This is a genomic window from Clostridium sp. Marseille-P3244, assembly GCF_900120155.1.
Classification (GTDB): domain Bacteria; phylum Bacillota; class Clostridia; order Lachnospirales; family Lachnospiraceae; genus Mediterraneibacter.
In genome coordinates, this window is sequence record NZ_LT635548.1 from 14,087 (window position 1) to 32,373 (window position 18,287).

The following is an 18,287-nucleotide window of genomic DNA, read 5'->3' on the forward strand; positions in this document are numbered from 1 at the left end:
TCCTTAACAATATTTCAATATAGAACCGTCTTTATTTTCAGTAAAAAACAATCTTCTTTTTATCCTGAAGCAGATAAACAGCAACGTCTTTGTTTATCTCTTTGACAAATTCATCTGTGTATAAAAATGTCCTAAGTATATAATTATTTGTCCAGCCATCCAGGCGATAAGGAAGTGCTTCTACATATTTGAATTCACCAAAAGCCTCAAGGTCCTCCTGCTCATCATAATCCAGTTCTGCAATGTCCAGTTCATCCTTTGGGATCAGGCAGTCCATTCTTCCCATCTGAAATTCTATTCTTTCTGCCTGTTCTATACGGGCATCACTGAGATCAGCCGGATGATCATTCTTTCCCAGATATGGATAATACACACATTTTCCTTCAAGAATCGCCGTTTTTATTTTTTCCGCTTCCTCACAATCCACTAAAAGACATATCTCCCACTTTGGATTTTCCAGCCACTGCTCCTTTACAATAAGATTTCCGCCCTGTTCTCTGGATGCATATCCGACAGAATTATTAAAAGTCTGTACTTTTTTGGCAATAAATCCTGTTCTATGCTCCGGAACCGGAAGAATAGAAATATGTACATTTTCAAGCTTCTCATAGAATTCAGGATAACTTACGGCAAGGTTCTCTTTCTTTTTCTTTTTTGAAAAATCCTGCATCTGTGAGTAACCGCCATACCCCAAGATTGCACCAAATATTCCCAGCAGCACGATTCTATGAATGTTCCCATATGTGAAGTAACAATATGAATTTACTTCCGGCTTTTTAAAGAAAGCATTTTTACCACTCAGCGTAAATCTCAAAACTTCCATTTACCCCACCTCTTTTTGTGTGCGGATATCAAACAGATTCATGTTTTCTGAAACCCCCTCCAGATTTGTGGTAAACGGGTTAAAATATATATCAACTTTCTGGACAGAGCTTCCAAATGTTTTCAGAAAATCCGCAAATTGCATCCTGATCGTATTCTTTTCCTCTCCTTTTTCAAAAGTGATATACTCTGACAGATTAGGCAGATAGATATCCGGTGCGGTCTCGACAAAAATCGCAAATTCGTTTTCACATCCTTCTTTTGAGTTTGTTGCATAAGATGTAGCTGAGACTAATGCTGTTCTGCGGAACTTTTGATAATCTTCTTCTGTATATCCTTCTGTCACTCCTAATTTTATTAATTCATCGTATGCCAGAGGATTGATCACAAAAGGATAGAAATAATGGGCCTCGTTGCTGACGATCTTAGTACCAAGAGTCGTGTTTCTGGCCTCCTCCTTTGTATCTGTCGCATCACGAAATGGGGAAAGAATCTGCTGTTCTTCGGAGTATGTGCCCTCATACTTATTAAATCCCTGGCCAATCTGAACAGCTCCTGTAATAGAAATATTCGCTCCTGCTTCTGCAAAAGTAGCGCCAAAATTTTTCACGTCAACTGCTGTCATCAGATTTTTCAGGATCTCTTTTATATCTTTACAATCTGCAAGGTTCTCTACACCAAATATCAGCTCATACCGTTCTTTAAGCGTCCGCGGGATCAGCGCATCTCCATCTTTAGACAAACGCATGGATTTAATATACAGTACCTTTTCTCCTTCATCCTCCCACATTTTCTTCATCGGATATTTCAACGCTTTATCACTTCCAAAAGTCTGTCCCTCACTTGTAGTCTTCGGAAAACCGGAGAAATCTGCATTCCAGTTTGCCATAATAGAAGAAATTCCGATCACACCATATACTCTTTTTTTCATTTTATTTTTCCTCCTTTTTGTACATTACATTATCGGAAACATAACCTAGCAGTATTTTCTCCTGATCCGCTTTTGTCCCGGGCTGTGGCTCATATCCTTCTACCATTCCAATCAGATTCCGGATCCGTTTCGGTCCCTCCAAGATCTGATAGTTATACTTTTTATACAGCCTCAATAACCGTTCCTTGATCTCCCCATCCGTCTTGGCATTCAAAATCGGATTTAAGAGAGAATGATTACGGCCTGTTGCCTTGCTCAGTGAAAGCAGATAATAAGTTAACTGCCCCACACAATAATAGTATTCATCATCACTTTCTACCGGTTTTAATACTTCTGATAATACTTTGTCCTCTACTTTTTCTCTCAGCCCACTGATAATCTCACTCATGTTTTCTCCTTTCTCTTTTGAAAAATACCTTTCCAGTGAATATTTTAAATCAAACTGCAGCCTTACCTTCTCCAGATATCCATTTTCTGCACAACTTTTCATCATGGACACAGCTGCCCTGCTCAAAACCGACTCAATTCCATAATCGTTTCCCAAAAACACCCAGGAAAAGACAACCTCGCGTGATCTTAGAATATTCTGTTTCAGCACCCCGTCTTTTATGTTTATATCCCCGGCATCAACCGTATAGTTGCTTCCCAGAAAATTCAAAAAGAAAATCTCATCAATTAATTTCCCTACCATGATCCGGTCATCATATCTCCCGTATTTCTCACTGTATTCCGGGTGCTTCTTATATATATCACCCACAATCGGATGAAACCGGAATTCCGGAGTCAGTTTTCGTCTGTATCCGGAAATATTATCCTGATCATGGATCTCAGCTTCTGTCTTCCCTTTTCGCAGTCTCAGATAATATCCTGCCTCCACTTCATATGGTGTCTGTCCGCTGTTATATCCCTCAATCTCTTTTCGTATCGTGTCCACGTAAACATGATACTTTCCGGCAGATACCAGATTCATCAGATAGTCAAAAAACTGTTTCTGCAGCATCACTTCATCACTGTTTAGCAAATATGGAGCCGCGCATTTCCTTGACTTAATGGAAAGAAAAGGCTTCTTTGCATTCATACCAAGATTGTTGTCCGGCATCCCCAAAACGGTCTGTTCAATTTCCGTATTAAAATCATTGTTATTGTATATATTCGGCAGGAAATATCTCCTCGCTTCTCGCTCATACTCTGAATCGTCAGCTTCAAAAAAGATTTTCAGATAATCCTTTCGTTTCATGTCAAGTGTCGGTTCCAGTTCTTCCAGCCTGAAAATATGATCTTTAATCCATTTTTTCTTTTCTTCGGCCGCTTCTTGATCTACAGCTCCCTCTCTCTCTGAAAACAATTCATATATACGTGCTGCTTCTTTTGATTTCCCGTATTTTTTTTCAAGAGGATCTTCCAAAACTGCATAATATCCGTCAATAATTTCTTCCGTTAATTTTCCAGTAATCAGGCTGTCCTTTTTGACAAAGAAAGAAAAATAATTGTTGGAATGAATAATTTTCTTTGAATCCATCGGCTTATTCATAGAAATCAGCTGGCTCTGATAATCATAAAAACATATTTTCCCTAAATCCTTCACGTTTCTGTTGATCTGCTTTGTCTTTTTGTCTTTGACAAGGTCAGCATACACTTTAATGTTGCCGTCCTTCCCGATAATAAGATAGGTGCCGTCCGCAGGAATATAAGTATCAAGGACCAGCCTTCCTCCACTTTTGTCTAATTCGCTTTTAAATACCTCCATGCACTCTCTCAGCATATGTACCTCCTTACATCCAGCGATAATTAACGAAGCCCCATCCACGAGAATTCATCTCGCAGATGCCAGTTCCAAGCGCCATATAGGAAATCTCCTGGGCTCGTTTATTGTCTGCGATCTGAAGCCGGATCTTATCGCCAAGAAGTTTTATATTCTTATACTCCAGGGCTATCGGCCCTTCATTCAGGAATTCCAGTGATGTATACAGCTGAAAGTCTTCATCTATCTTATCATGCTGGAAGGCATTCCACTTTTTGATCAGATTTGTCTTCAGCCGATCTTCAAATTCCGGCAGACTTTTGTGGGTTCTCCAATATCCTTTCTCTGCGTCTTTTATAATAACAGGACTCGTAGTGTAAAGTGTCTGGATCCAATGTTTCGGAAGAATGCGTATATCTGCTGACAGTCCCTTCAGTTCGTCCGTATACAAATTGGGACATATTTCTGAAAAGTACTTTGCCAGATTCGGATCAATCGTCCGGATCGTTAAGGTATAGATCTTTCCTTTTTTATAACACTTATCCTTCTCAAGAGGCCATAAATTATTATAGCAATACATCTTGTATTTATTCGTTTCATGGAACTTCATAAGAGATTTATCTGTCATAAACCCTTTATCAATCAAAGCCCCCGATTTAGCCTGTATTTGATTCGCCATGACGCTGCGAAGCATATAAACTTTTAATCGAATTGAGAATGTGTCCATACACAGTACCCCCTTAGAATCGACAGAATATTTAACATATCTTTATATTTTTCTAACTATTGAAAAATATTTTTTCTATTTTCAGATTATCATCCTTTCCAATATATGTCAATATATTTTTTAGTTTTTTATATCTTTATACTTGAAAAATTATTTATCTGCATATAACACTTCCTTATCTGTAAATTGATATCAGCAAGACATCACATGTTACTATTTATAATGTTAATGCTTTTTATATCTTAATCCTGTTCAAATACACCTTGTGTTATGATTCAAATAATCTGAATCCGTTACTATATCAATTATTATAATATTGTTTTATTATACAGCATTCTTTAAAATTTGTATACCAAATAACTTCCGTCTTTATATATTTGAAGATATCAGCGTTAAATTCAAATTTGCTCATAATTTGTGCTGAATCATCGGTTTCCTTCGCCTTAAAATCACCTTTTCTTTCGATAGTGGCTAGGACATCTCTTTTTAACAGCATATATCCTAATATATAAAAGACTGCGGAAAAGCCACCCGGCATTTTCCGCAGTCTTTTTATTCTGAGCACACCCGCAGTCCATCCCCTTCTTCATACCCGTCCGCCAGCTGTTCCGTAAGGATCACCCCGGCGTTCAGCGGGGCGAATGTCACCGCGCTGATGTGCCCGAACTTTGTACTGTCCGCCAGCACATACCCGGTCCGGCACTGCCGCATGGCTGTCTGTTTGATCTGAGCTTCTCCCACATCGGGAGTCGTAAATCCCGCCGTTTTGCTGATGCCGTTGGTGCCGAAAAATCCTTTTGTAAAATGATACTTGTACAGCATCTCCATGGCCTGAGCGCCTATGACCGCCTCCGTGGTGCTCTTCAGCTCTCCTCCCAGTAGAAACACCCGGTTCCCGTTTGATACCAGCTTCTGGGCATGAGCCACTGCGTTTGTAACGAAGGCTGCTTTCCTGTTCCCAAGGAAATCCAGCATATATCCGGTGGTCGTCCCTGCGTCAAGATAGACAAAATCTTCATCTTCTATCAGAGATGCCGCGTACCGTGCGATCCGGATCTTTTCTTCCTTCTGGACCTGGATCTTCTGAGCCACGGACGGCTCCTGCATCACATAGGAGCTGTCCGATGCGACAGCTCCTCCAAATACTTTTGTCAGTCTCCCGGCGCGGTCCAGGGCCGTAATATCCCTTCGGGCAGTGGATTCAGAAATATCGAGAAGTTCTGTCAGCTCCGCCACAGTGATACTGCCTTTTTCTTCCAGCAGAGCCAGGATCTTTTCATAGCGTTGTTCCGTTAACATAACAGCCTCTTTTTCTTTCTTATTTTATTTCATTTCTCTTTTATTTCCTTTATTGTACGCCGGAAGTCCTCATTAATCCACTCTTTTTTTCAGAAGTCCCAGAAGAATGGTGGAAACCGCCGTTCCTGCCACCAGAGCGACCAGGTAAAGTACCGGATTTCCCATGACCGGGATGACAAAGATTCCACCGTGAGGCGCCATCAGCGTACATCCAAATGCCATAGAAAGAGCTCCTGCCACTGCGGATCCCGCGATACACGACGGCAGTACATGGAGCGGGTCCGAAGCCGCATAGGGGATCGCGCCCTCTGTTATAAATGCCAGGCCCATAATAAAGTTGGTGGGACCGGACTCTCTCTGCTCCTTTGTGAATTTATTCTTAAAGAGAAGTGTCGCCAGCGCGATGGCGCAGGGAGGCGTCATTCCTCCGATCATAACTGCCGCCATGATATCGTAGTTGCCTGCCGCGATGGAGGCGGTACCGAACACATACGCCGCTTTATTGAACGGGCCGCCCATATCTACGGCCATCATACCGCCAAGAAGCAGTCCGAGAAGGATCTTGCTGGCTCCTCCCATGTTGGAAAGCCCTGTATTCAGCGCCGTGTTGATTCCGCCCATGACCGGCTCTACGACAAAATTCATCAGAAGTCCCATGATCAGGATGCCAAACACCGGATAGAGAAGGACCGGTGCGATCTTCTCAATAGCCTGGGGAAGTTTTCCGCAGATCTTCCGGAGCAGCAGGATGATATAGCCTGCCGCGAATCCTGCCACCAGTGCTCCGAGGAAACCGGATTTCCCGCCGGCCGCCAGCATTCCGCCGACAAAACCTACCGCGAGAGCCGGACGGTCACCGATCGCCATCGCTATGAATCCCGCCAGCACAGGTAGCATAAGACCAAACGCTGTATCTCCTATCCCTTTGAACAGCGCTGCCACCGGAGTGATGGTCCCGAACAGGGAGCGTTCGTCCGCGGGAAGGGAGTTCAGATCCACACTGAGCCCGTCGATCAGGAACGCGATCGCGATCAGGATCCCGCCTCCCACGACGAATGGAAGCATATGAGAAACTCCGTTCATCAGCTGGGTATAGATCTGATGTCCCACTCCGCCGGATCCTTTGGCCGGCTCGGATGATCCCTCTCCTGAGCCGTGGTATACCGGCACATTTCCTGTCATTGCCTGATCGATGAGCTGAGGCGCCTTGCTGATACCGTCAGACACCTGACAGATGATCACTTTCTTCCCATCGAAGCGGTCCATTGGCACCTGGGCGTCCGCGGCTACGATAATGCAGTCTGCCTCCCGTATTTCTTCTTCTGTAAGCACATTTTTTGCTCCTCCGGAGCCCCGGGTCTCAATCTTGACGGAGCAGCCTTTTTCTCTGGCCGCCTTCTCTATCCCCTCGGCAGCCATATACGTATGGGCGATCCCGGTGGGACAGGATGTAACTGCCAGCAGGCGGAAGTCAGGCGCGGGAGATGAGTCTGCTGCCGCAGCGGATACCCCGGTATCTGCCAGACGCTCATCGATACTTTTCTGCTCTTCGTCCGCCCGGTCGATAATGTTGAGAAATTCTTCCACACTGGAAGCATTTCTCAGAGAATCTGCAAAATTTTCGTCCATCATCAGCACAGAAAGTTTGCTCAAGACATCCAGATGGACATTGTCCTCTGTATTGGGAGCAGCGATCAGGAACATGAGCGTCACCGGCGCTTCGTCCAGGGCATCGAAATCCACACCATCTTTTATGACCATTGCCGCAAGCCCCGGCTCTTTGACGGCATCACATTTTCCATGCGGAATGGCAATCCCTTCTCCGATCCCGGTGGTGCTCTCTTCTTCCCTGGCATACACCTGAGCCCGGTACGCCTCTCTGTCACTAATCTTTCCGCTCTCCATCATCAGATCGATGATCTGATCCAGCGCTTCACTCTTCGTCTTCGGAGCCCCTGTCAGGGAAATGCTCCTTTTGTCCAGAAGATCTGTAATCCTCATTTTTCTGACCTCTCTTTCTTTCCTTTCTTCTACTGTTCCATTATTTTTCCTGTTCTGTCATTGTTCTTGTTCTGCCATTATCCCTGTCTGCCCTGTATCTGTTTATAAAGGTTCCTGATCTCATCTCCTGTGGCCAGATATTCAGAAAACGCGCTTGCGCTTCCTGCAGCCACTCCCATCCGGAAGGCGTGTCCGTAATCTTTTTCTTCCATCCATCCGGCCAGGAATCCGGCTACCATAGAATCTCCGGAGCCCACCGCGTTGACCAGTTTTCCTTCTGGCACCGGCGCTCCGTGGACGGTTCCGTCTTCCGCCACCAGAACTGCCCCTTCACCGGCCATGGAGACAAGTACGTTTCTGGCTCCCATGTCCTGAAGCTTTCGCGCGTACGGCACGGCCTCCTGCCGCTTAGTGATCTCTGCTGAAAACAGTTCTCCAAGCTCATGGTTGTTGGGCTTGATCAGGAACGGCCGGTATTTCAGCACATTCTTCAGCAGATCTCCTGTCGCATCCACAAAAAACATAATTCCCCGGTCCTGCAGCCTTTCCATGATCCGGCTGTACATATCGGCAGGCATGGTCGACGGAATGCTTCCGGCCAGAACAAGGACATCCCCCTCTCCGAGAACATTCAGTTTTTCCATCAGTTCCTCTACCTTCTCCGGGCTGATCTCCGGGCCCATTCCATTGATCTCGGTCCCGTCTATATTTTTTAACTTTACATTGATCCGGGAGATTCCTTCAGAGATGGGAATAAAATCTGCCGATATGCCAAGCTCTTTCACTTTTTTTGTAATCTCGTCTCCGGTAAAGCCTGCCACGAATCCCAGCGCCGTGCTTGAAATCCCCAGATTGTTCAGGATCGTGGATACGTTGATCCCTTTCCCTCCCGGAAGGATCAGCTCAGAATCTGTCCGGTTCGTCAAACCCAGTCGAAAATCGTCAACAGAAACAATATAATCCAGTGACGGGTTAAATGTGACGGTGTAGATCATCCTTCTTCCTCCTTCTTTTTTATAACTGTATTATATATTCATTTTCAGTCAAAATCAATCAAAATAATTCACATATTTGATGATCGGTTTTAGTTGATATTGCACAAATTTGATTGATTATGAGTACGGCAACAAAAAAGGGTACGCTTAAGCATACCCTTTTTCAGAAAATGTATTCTACAGTTCTTGTCCCATTCTTACTGCACATCTGACACCGTACAATTAACGCATGTCTACACAGCAAACAGCTTTCACACTAACTTGGTAGTAATCCCTTTATCAACTGTCTACTCCTACCCTGCAAATTTACTCCAGTATCCCTGGAAGAAAAGAAAGAGTACAATAAGCGGAACCACAAAAGTTACATATATCCTCACCCATTTCGGGAACTTCAGACCTTCCCCGGTATTGGCTTCAGCCAGAAAGTTCTTCCAGCCCCATCCGTAACGCGTTGTACAGAACAAGACATAAACAAGACTTCCCAGCGGAAGCAGGTTATTGCTCACAATAAAATCTTCCAGATCCAGGATCGCGGTTCCCTCACCCAGAGGCGCAAATCCACTGAGCACATTATATCCCAGCACGCAGGGCATGGAAAGAAGGATGATCGCGACCAGATTGACCGCCACAGCCTTTCCCCTGCTGCACCCCGTCAGATCCATGGCAAAGGCAATAATGTTCTCAAATACTGCAATAATCGTCGACGCCGCCGCAAAAAACATACAGAGGAAGAAGATTGCTCCCCAGACTCTTCCTCCGGTCATGGAATTAAAAATATTCGGCAGTGTAATGAAGATCAGGTTCGGGCCGCTGTCCGGATTAACGCCGAAAGCAAAACAGGCCGGGAAAATAATAAGTCCTGAGATAAACGCCACACTTGTGTCAAGGGCTGTAATACAGACCGCTTCCCCGGTCAGCGCCCGCTTTTTGTCAATATAACTTCCAAAGATCGCCATCGCCCCGATGCCAAGGCTGAGAGTGAAGAATGACTGCCCCATTGCTGCGGAGATAACTTCCATAACCCCTGCTTCCTTCATTCTGTCAAAGTCGGGCAGCAGATAAAACCGAAGCCCTTCTCCCGCACCGGGAAGCGTAATGGAACGCACCGCAAGGATGATCATAAGCGCCAGGAGCAAAAGCATCATAACTTTTGTGATCCCTTCCACTCCTTTCTGAAGTCCCAGCCTGCAGATGCCAAAACACATAACCACAACGATCACCATAAATACTGTCATCAGCACCGGCTGTCCCATCAGCTCCGTAAACTCACCCGCAATCTGTCCGGAATCCATTCCTTCAAAATTCCCTGCCGCCATCTTAAATAAATACAGCAGCAGCCAACCTCCGATGGTCGTATAAAACATCATCAGCAGATAATTGCCGGCCATGCCAAAATATTTGTACCAGTGCCACTTGGTGTTTTCCGGCTCCAGCTTATCAAACGCCAGAGCAATACTGGAACGGGCGCTGCGCCCTACAGAAAATTCCATCACCATGATAGGAAGCCCCAGCATCACCAGACAGATCAGATAGATCAGCACAAACGCTGCTCCTCCATACTGCCCAGTAATATACGGAAATCGCCAGACATTACCCAATCCGATCGCACAACCCGCCGAAATCAAAATAAATCCCAGACGGGAGCCAAAACTTTCTCTTTTCATTAATAAAAATCCTCTCTTTCCCCCATAATTATCAGAATATTCTCAACACTCTTTAAAAAAGGGACAGGTACTTTTTAAAAGGAGCCTGTCCCCTTTTACTGAAATATTCTGACATTATCATTTAATTTCAATCAATTCGTACTCTCTGCTTCCCAGTCCGATCTTTTCTCCATGAGCCAGACATGTCTCCCACTCGCTGTCCGGAGTTGTATTTACAAAATGATCATGATGGTCGCAGAAACCGTCCGCATGCATGTTATCGTCCAGAAGGCTTCCCGGAACGGGTTTCTGTGCATTACATGCGTCGACACAGGCCTGATCCAATGCTACCGGATCAAAGCTGGCAAACATTCCTATATCCGGGATGATCGGCACGTCATTTTCCGGATGACAGTCACAGTATGGTGACACATCAATGACAAGATTGATGTGGAATGACGGGCGTCCATCCAGCACTGCCTTTGTATATTCCGCCATCTTGATGTTCAGCTCCTTTGCCGCTGAAGAATTTTCATTATAGATCGCGTCAAAATTGCACGCTCCGAGGCAGCGCCCGCAGCCTACGCATTTATCATGGTCGATGACTGCCTTTTTCTCCGGATATGAGATCGCGCCGTGGGCACAGTTCTTAGAACAGACACGGCATCCCACACACAGGGACTGATCCACAGATGGTTTTCCGCTGTTGTGCTGTTCCATCTTGCCTGCCCGGCTTCCACAGCCCATTCCGATATTTTTGAAACATCCGCCAAACCCTGCCATTTCATGTCCTTTAAAATGATTCAGGCTGATAAACACATCCGCATCCATAATGGCTTTTCCGATCTTTGCCTCCTCGACCAGTTCCCCTCCTGCAACAGGGACAGCCACATCATCGGTTCCCTTCAGTCCGTCCCCGATGATGATATGACAACCAGTAGAGAGAAGGTTAAATCCATTTTCATAAGCCGCGCTCAAATGTTCCAGCGCATCTTTTCTTCTTCCCACATACAGTGTATTACAGTCTGTTAAAAACGGACGTCCTCCCAGCTCTTTCACCACATCCGCCACTGCCTTTGCATAGTTGGGCCGTAAGTAGGACAGATTTCCCGGCTCCCCGAAATGGATCTTGATCGCTGTCATTTTCTTCTCGAAATCGATTTCTCCGATCCCCGCTTTTTTAATGAGTTTCTTCAGCTTGTCCGGAAGACTGGTTCCCGGCAGCGCTCTCATATCTGTAAAATAAACTTTTGATTTCCCCATGGCTGTTGACCTCCTGTAATAATTTCTTTTGATTTTCCCGTTCATTCCATTACTTCGCTACTCTGAAAGTTGTGGCTGTAACAGCTGCCGCCAGATTTCCAAGCTCATCCTTTACATCGATCCGGTAATATCCGGTAGTTCTTCCATCTTTCACACATACCGCCTCGGCAATGAGTTTCTCCCCCTTCGCGGCGCTCAGGTATGTAATCTCGGAATTCAAAGATACATTCCCCATTTTCTTCCAGTTACTGGCCACCGCAAGCGCAAAATCTGCCAGTGTAAAATATACACCGCCCATAACCGCGCCCATTGCATTTCTGTGCCTGTCTTCAATCTTCAGGCTGCATTTTGCATAATGCTCGCCTACTTCTTCTATAACCGCTCCGTTTTCCGTAGCAAACCGGTCTTTCTCGAACAGCCTTATTGTTTCCTCTGATGGTTTCATCTTTTGTTCGCCTCCTGCCAGTTTAAAACAATATTGCTCATTAAGACGTGCTGGTTCAAGCTCCGACACGCCTTAATGAGTATATCATAAAATATAAACTTTCGTCTATGGGCTCTTCACTGCATTGGGAGTATTGTTTACCGGATTTCAATACATGCGTTATCATCTTGCTATTGAACTCCTGCAAATTTTTGTATTATTTTATTTCTTTCCTTTACATGACTCTTCCATTTGTGATATACTCCCCGTATGGGGCATTAGCGCAGTTGGGAGCGCGCCACACTGGCAGTGTGGAGGCCACGGGTTCAAGTCCCGTATGCTCCACTAAAAGTACCTTACTCAAAGTATTTGACCTGAAAATATGAATCAGCAAGTTAAGTTTTGAAATAAAGTGAAGTCAAGACTCCCAGCTTCGCTGGTTCCTTGTTTTCGCCCTATAAGGGCTGATTATCAGCACTGGAGTTTAAAGACTCATCGAATCGGTCCGCCAGTTGCAATATCATTTTCCTGATGAGTCGAGTCCTTAGGGGCTCTTTTTTTGCTTCTTTTTACCGGCTTACCCGCAAACAGTTCTATATATTCCTGCACCTTTTTCCATTCTTATCTGAGCTATCCGCATAAACGCCAATGGAGGAAGTAAACTTATTAAATACATAAAGAGGAGGGGATTAAAGTGGACACACAAACTAAAAAATCTTATATGAAAATCAAGTTTCCTATAGCGGCAATCTTTACGGCGATTTTGACATTACTCTCGGTGATAAACTGGTTTTTATATGCACCCATATATTTATCTATTGGAGTTTCAATTACTGTAATTTGGATAAATATATTTTTGAACATATTTCCCATAACTTTTTTATGCATAGTACTATTCATTAAAAGGAGAGATACGCTGCTGGTTCTGTCATTGAGTATCCTTTTTTTGGTAAACACATTCTACTGTTATACCAATTTTACTGTCTGGCGCATGACATCTGCCTCTGTGCAGATTATTTACTTTTTGAATGACTTAATCCCCACTCTGTGCTATTTAGTGACTACTCTGATGGCAGGATTTGCAGTCTTCGGAAAAGCCAACAGAAGAATCAAATTATTTAAAAAATTGTGGTTTGTTCCTGGCTCTTTTAGTACCTTATGCCTTTTTACTGTTATGTTCATATTAACGTCTGACTATAATACAATTGGTTTCCTGTCTGTTTTAAGTGTATGTTTCAGGATTCCTATGTTCTTTTTGCTTGCTCACTGGATTATGTATCCTTACAAAAGACAAAAACTAGTTTATACCGGGCTGCGAACGTCATTTGATGCCACTTCCCCGATACAGCAGTCAGACAATACTTGTTTTAATAGCACAGCAAAAGATGATGCTATGCCGAAAAAAATATCCTGCACAAATTGTGGAGCAGATTTGTCTCCGGAAGCAAAATTCTGTAGTGTCTGCGGCAGTCCATGCAGTATATCGGATCAATCATGGCAACCTCAATATTCGTATCAACATATGAACAGCCAAGATACCCCTTCCATTGGTATGGCAGTATTGGGGTTCTTCTTTCCCGTTGCAGGATTGATTCTCTGGCTGGTATGGAAAAACAATACCCTTTAAAATCCAAATCAGCAGGAAAAGGAGCTCTGATCGGAGCGATCGTATATGTATTATTGACAATCTTTATAACTATACTTCCAGTAGTAACATTTATATTATAGATAATAAGTAGAAACACGTGAGGAAAACATAAAAAAACCTGCGGATAAAATAGTCAGGCTCAAACAGTGAAATGTCTCAGAAACGTGCTATCCAATATAATTTTAAGCAATAATTACATGAACAAAAAGTGCAGCCCCTGAAATCACTGGGACTGCACTTTTAAACAGAAAAGCCGGAAATCAGACTTGAACTGACGACCCCTTCATTACGAGTGAAGTGCTCTACCGACTGAGCTATTCCGGCATTTTGTCCACCTTTCCGGCGAACCTTGACTATTATATCGCCTTTCCGAAGAAATTTCAACTCTTTTTTACCTTTTCGGTCCATTCTCTTTTCAGTCTTGAAATTTCCCTGCTTCCTTACCTGTATTCTCCTTATTCAACTCACGGATCAGCAGAGCTGTCCTGTCCCAATGTTCCTTCATCAATACAGAGGCGGCATATCCGTCCTTTCTTTCCAGTGCCTGAATAATATTTTCATGGTCTTCCACGGATTCTTCCATTGAATTGTCACGGAAATGCCCATATTCCAGTCTCTGGATATGGATCCAGAGTACGTCGCAGAAATCCTCGATATACTCGTTTCCGGCTGCCTCCAGAATACAGCTGTGGAATTCTTTGTCTGCCTTCAGTATCGGCATTGGATTCTCCTGTGTTTTTGCGCGCTCTTTAAACAGGTCACTCAGCCGTTTAAGCCTGCTTAAATCTGCCGGAGTAATCTTGTCTACCGCAAGCGTGATCGCCAGCTGCTGCAGCATTGCCATAGGCTGATACCATTTCTCGATATTGTCTGTCACAAGATCTGTTACGATCGTGGCTTTGCCCGGAAAAGATTTTACAAGTTTCTGCGATTCCAGTAACTGAAGAGCTTCCCGCACCGGCGTCCTGCTTATATTAAAATATTCTGCGATCTCAATATCTGATACTTTTTCCCCGGGTTTAAACTGACCTTCAATAATCCAGTCCTTTACAGTTTCATAGACCCGCTGCTTTGCAGATGTTCTTTCAAAAGCTAAAGCCTGCTTTGGTAATGGCATAAATTGGCTCCCTTCTTTCTTTTATAAATAATAACAGAATTTTCCTGTACAATCCAGATTTTTTTATTCAAAGTTCATCCCGCTTTCGTTCGTTGACACCTTTCTTCGCAGGTGTTAATATTTTACATATAACATTTTTAAACAGAGGATATGGTATGTCTAATTTCATACAGGATCTAAACAATAATTACAATACTTTTACTCGCTCTCAGAAAATTGTTGCCGATTATCTGACGGAAAATCTGAATGCCATCGCGTTCTGCACTCTGGAAGAGCTCGCAGAAAGGATTGGGGTGAGTACAACAACTATCATCCGCTTTTCCAGAACATTGGGCTACGCAGGATATACAGAAATGCAGAAAGATATTCAGAGCAATATTCAGACAAAAGTCGGACTGCCGGAGCGCTTATCCCATCAGAATGATTATCCGACAGACACTTTGCTGGCGGCATCTTTTCAGAATGATATCAATAATATCCGGCATACTATGGAAGTCCAGGATAATGACACCCTTCAGGCAGTCATCGATTCTGTTTCTGACGCTCCAAATGTATATGTTCTGGGAATGCGGAGTTCCTTCTCCATCTCCTATTACATGGCATCCCGCCTGAGTGAGATCCGGGAAAACATCCACCTGATCCAGACTGTGGGCATGCTTTATCCGGAGGAAATTGTAAGCGCGAAACCCGGGGATGTCTGCATTGCCTATCTTTTTCCCCGATATTCCAAGCTCAGCACCACGATTCTTTCATGGCTGAAAAATGAAGGGGTAAAGATCATCCTGTTCACCAGCCAGAATTACAGCGCAGTGCAGGGGTATGGCGATCATATCCTTCCCTGTTCTATTTCCAGTGTTTCTTACAAGAATTCTTATTCTGCTCCTCTGGCTCTGTCCAATTATCTGGTCGCTGCCATAGCGCAGAAGAATTACAGCGAATCACAGCGCGTGCTGGAACGGACAGAATCAATCTTAAATCAGGGATTCTATCTGGGATTATAACAAAAACGGGAAGCCGTCTGTAAAAAAGAGCTTCCCGTTTTTATTTCCGAAGATCCTGATTTCAGGCAGCAATCTGCATACAGATCGCTGCATATCCCGTCAGCGCCTCTTTCATAAGCTCAATATTGATCCGGTCTCTGGATGTATGGCAGTACTGTTCCTCTGCCGGGGAATATCCGATAGAAGGGATCCTGCAAACTGCGGCAAAATACGCCGCATCTGTTCCATAATCCCAGTAATATGTTTTTGGATCCTGCCCAACACTCTTTAATGCCTGCATTGTCTGCTGTACATATTCGTTTCTGACATCTGTGACAAAGCTGGGTTTATTCAGTTCTGCCGATTCTTTCACGCCTGTATAACTGGTATGCTCCAGCCGGCGCACCTGTATGTCATAATGCGCCTCCGGGTCCAGCTTTTCTAATTTGTCCGCTGCCGCACGGAACCTTGCCAGAATAGAGTCCACCGTCTCAAAAACAGTAAAACGATAATCGATATTCACTGTACACGTATCCGGTACTACACAGTTAAATCCGGGATGGCATTCAATATTGATGATTGACAAAGACCCTTTGAAAAAATCATCCTCCGGCATATTCCGGCCCATGGCGTCGATCTCCTGTATCATGGGAGCCATTTTTGAGACTGCATTGATCCCCAGCCATGGCGCACTGGAATGACTGTTCTTTCCCTTTGAGATCACCTGTACTTCCAGTTTTCCCCGGTGTCCCAGAGCAATATCCAGCCCGGTAGATTCCCCGGATATGCAGAATGCGATCCTCATATCTTTCAGATAATCATTGTACATACGGACTGCGCCCCACATATCGCCCGGCTCCTCTTCCACTACAAATGTAAAAATCAGATCTCTTTTCAGCCTGACGCCCAGTTTCTTCAACAAAGCTGCTGTATAAATCTGCGTCGCTATCGTGCCTTTTGTGTCACTGGCTCCGCGCCCGTGGATATATCCCTCTGCAATTTCCCCTCCGAATGGATTATATTCCCACGCAGAAAGGTCTCCCGGATCCACCTGATCCATATGGCAGTTAAACATCAGGGCATCTGCCGTGCCGTCTCCCTTTAAGATTCCGATGATATTTCCGGTTCTGTCACGATCCACCACGTCGAACTGCAGCTTCCGCATCTCTTTATAAATCGCATCCGCCGTCTCTTTTTCATGCCCTGTATCACTCCTCCGCCGGATCAGCTCCTGAGCGAAACTGACCATCGGGTCATAAAGTTCCTCCGCTGCTCTGATAATTACGTCTCTGTCTGTCAACATCTTAACCTCCGATTAACTTTTATCATTATTTGCCTGTCTTGAACGAGGGATAAATTCTCCCCATCCGATTTTGCCGACAAGCTGAGAATCCTTCACGATGCTTTTGCCCCGGCATATAGTCTCCCGAATTCTCCCATGACATTCATACCCATCCCATATGCTGTAATCAACAGCAGAATGGTTGTCCTCCCCGGACAAGATATGTGCATCCCGGGGATCAAAAATAACGACATCCGCATCTTTTCCGGTTTCTATGCTTCCTTTCTTCCTGCATCCGAATATACTGGCTGGACCCGCAGAACACAGTTCAACCGCACGGTTAACGGATATCCTTCCCTTCAAAGCCTCACTCAGTATATAAGGATATCTGGTCTCGATCCCCATGCACCCATTCGGAGTCATGGGAAAGGGCACTGCCATATCCTTCTCCTTTGCAAGGAACGGACAATGATCTGATCCGATCGTAGAGATCATACCGTCTTTTACTGCTTCCCACAGCGCGTCCATACTCTCCTGTCCCTTCATCGGCGGACTGCAGATAAACCTTCTTCCGTCCGGGCGCTTATAGACATCTGATGTAAACTCAAGGTAATGCGGGCATGTCTCGGCATAGATCTCATACCCTTCCCTTTTGGCCTGAATGATCGCCTCCATGCTTTCCTTATCGCTTACATGCACGATATACAGCGGAGCTTTTACTTCTTTTGCCCAGTGGATGACCCGCTTTGTAGCCTCAGACGCCACAAACTCGGGACGGCTGAGATAGTGATGCCAGGCGTCTGTCTCGCCGGCCGCAAGGAATTCATCGGTCAGCAGATCAATGATATCCGGATTCTCCGCATGTACGCTCAGGACTGCCCCGCAGCTTTTCACCGCCTGCAGGAGTTTGAATATTTGGGCGTCATTCATCATGAGCCCTTCTTTTTTATAGACCATATAAGCCTTGATGCTGGGGATTCCTTCCCGTACAAGCAAAGGAATCTCATACAGGATCCGTTCTGAATAATCTGTCACGATCATATGGAAACTATAGTCAATATAGGTCCTGCCCTCTGCCATCTTTTTCCTGCTCTCACTTGTTTCGATCAGGCCATGTCCCTTTTCCTGTGTGGCAAAATCGATCACTGTCGTTGTTCCGCCAAATGCAGCTGCTCTGGTCCCACTGGTATAATCATCGCAGGAGACAGTTCCATAAAACGGCACCGAAAAATGTGCGTGGGGCTCTACTCCGCCGGGCAGTATATACATTCCATCCGCATCAATGATCTCATCCGCGCTGCCCAGATCACTGCCTATCTGTACAATTTTCCCATCCGAGATCCCTATATCTGCCTTCTTCGTATCATAGGCATTAAATATAGTCCCGTTCCTGATGATCAGATCCATAACTGTA

15 protein-coding genes and 2 tRNA genes are annotated in these 18,287 nt (G+C 44.7%); 3 read left to right on the forward strand and 14 right to left on the reverse strand.

Translation table 11 applies throughout. The features are described 5' to 3' along the window. Positions 1-37: 37 nt before the first annotated feature. The 10 genes from cas5b to BQ7367_RS00095 all read right to left on the reverse strand — a co-directional run bounded on the left by cas5b (position 38) and on the right by BQ7367_RS00095 (position 11,867). Positions 38-823 carry a type I-B CRISPR-associated protein Cas5b gene (gene cas5b / locus BQ7367_RS00045; RefSeq protein ID WP_072523604.1) on the reverse strand — a complete coding sequence of 262 codons (786 nt, stop codon included), beginning with the start codon at positions 821-823 and terminating at the stop codon, positions 38-40. Next, positions 824-1,753, reverse strand: a complete 930-nt coding sequence (locus BQ7367_RS00050) for a type I CRISPR-associated protein Cas7 (RefSeq protein ID WP_072523605.1) — start codon at positions 1,751-1,753, stop codon at positions 824-826. 1 nt (position 1,754) lies between these two features. After that, positions 1,755-3,515: a hypothetical protein gene (locus tag BQ7367_RS00055; protein ID WP_072523606.1), complete on the reverse strand. Its 1,761-nt coding sequence runs from the start codon at positions 3,513-3,515 to the stop codon at positions 1,755-1,757. Between the two features lie 10 nt (positions 3,516-3,525). Beyond that, positions 3,526-4,221, reverse strand: a complete 696-nt coding sequence (cas6, locus tag BQ7367_RS00060; RefSeq protein WP_072523607.1) for a CRISPR-associated endoribonuclease Cas6 — start codon at positions 4,219-4,221, stop codon at positions 3,526-3,528. A 552-nt stretch (positions 4,222-4,773) separates the two neighbouring features. After that, on the reverse strand, positions 4,774-5,520 hold the full coding sequence (locus BQ7367_RS00070) for a DeoR/GlpR family DNA-binding transcription regulator (protein WP_072523609.1): 747 nt from the start codon (positions 5,518-5,520) through the stop codon (positions 4,774-4,776). Between the two features lie 72 nt (positions 5,521-5,592). Further along, positions 5,593-7,521 carry a PTS fructose transporter subunit IIABC gene (locus BQ7367_RS00075; protein WP_072523610.1) on the reverse strand — a complete coding sequence of 643 codons (1,929 nt, stop codon included), beginning with the start codon at positions 7,519-7,521 and terminating at the stop codon, positions 5,593-5,595. 77 nt (positions 7,522-7,598) lie between these two features. Then, positions 7,599-8,516 carry a 1-phosphofructokinase gene (gene pfkB / locus BQ7367_RS00080; protein ID WP_072523611.1) on the reverse strand — a complete coding sequence of 306 codons (918 nt, stop codon included), beginning with the start codon at positions 8,514-8,516 and terminating at the stop codon, positions 7,599-7,601. Positions 8,517-8,809: 293 nt separating this feature from the next. Further along, a complete protein-coding gene (locus tag BQ7367_RS00085; RefSeq protein WP_072523612.1) occupies positions 8,810-10,180 on the reverse strand; it encodes a sodium-dependent transporter in 1,371 nt (456 codons plus the stop codon). Positions 10,181-10,297: 117 nt separating this feature from the next. Further along, positions 10,298-11,422 carry a DUF362 domain-containing protein gene (locus tag BQ7367_RS00090; RefSeq protein ID WP_072523613.1) on the reverse strand — a complete coding sequence of 375 codons (1,125 nt, stop codon included), beginning with the start codon at positions 11,420-11,422 and terminating at the stop codon, positions 10,298-10,300. 49 nt (positions 11,423-11,471) lie between these two features. Further along, positions 11,472-11,867 (reverse strand): PaaI family thioesterase, encoded by a 396-nt coding sequence (locus BQ7367_RS00095; protein ID WP_072523614.1) that lies wholly within the window; start codon positions 11,865-11,867, stop codon positions 11,472-11,474. Positions 11,868-12,118: 251 nt separating this feature from the next. On the opposite strand from BQ7367_RS00095, the gene BQ7367_RS00100 reads away from it, so the two are divergent. Then, a tRNA-Ala gene (locus BQ7367_RS00100) sits at positions 12,119-12,191 on the forward strand. 724 nt (positions 12,192-12,915) lie between these two features. Continuing rightward, complete coding sequence (locus BQ7367_RS14380; RefSeq protein WP_159431597.1) at positions 12,916-13,473, forward strand: zinc ribbon domain-containing protein; 558 nt, start codon at positions 12,916-12,918, stop codon at positions 13,471-13,473. A 272-nt stretch (positions 13,474-13,745) separates the two neighbouring features. Here BQ7367_RS14380 and BQ7367_RS00110 read toward each other — a convergent pair. Together BQ7367_RS00110 and BQ7367_RS00115 are read right to left on the reverse strand one after the other, a co-directional pair. After that, positions 13,746-13,818, reverse strand: a tRNA-Thr gene (locus tag BQ7367_RS00110). Positions 13,819-13,909: 91 nt separating this feature from the next. Continuing rightward, positions 13,910-14,611, reverse strand: a complete 702-nt coding sequence (locus tag BQ7367_RS00115; protein ID WP_072523616.1) for a GntR family transcriptional regulator — start codon at positions 14,609-14,611, stop codon at positions 13,910-13,912. Between the two features lie 155 nt (positions 14,612-14,766). Between BQ7367_RS00115 and BQ7367_RS00120 the strand changes: the two genes are divergently transcribed. Continuing rightward, on the forward strand, positions 14,767-15,612 hold the full coding sequence (locus tag BQ7367_RS00120) for a MurR/RpiR family transcriptional regulator (RefSeq protein ID WP_072523617.1): 846 nt from the start codon (positions 14,767-14,769) through the stop codon (positions 15,610-15,612). A gap of 61 nt (positions 15,613-15,673) precedes the next feature. Here the strand turns inward: BQ7367_RS00120 and BQ7367_RS00125 are convergent, their stop codons facing one another. After that, a complete protein-coding gene (locus BQ7367_RS00125) occupies positions 15,674-16,894 on the reverse strand; it encodes a M20 family metallopeptidase (RefSeq protein ID WP_072523618.1) in 1,221 nt (406 codons plus the stop codon). Between the two features lie 12 nt (positions 16,895-16,906). Beyond that, the gene (gene hydA / locus BQ7367_RS00130; protein ID WP_072523619.1) at positions 16,907-18,280 is read right to left on the reverse strand and encodes a dihydropyrimidinase; all 1,374 of its coding nucleotides are present in this window, start codon (positions 18,278-18,280) and stop codon (positions 16,907-16,909) included. Positions 18,281-18,287 lie beyond the last annotated feature (7 nt).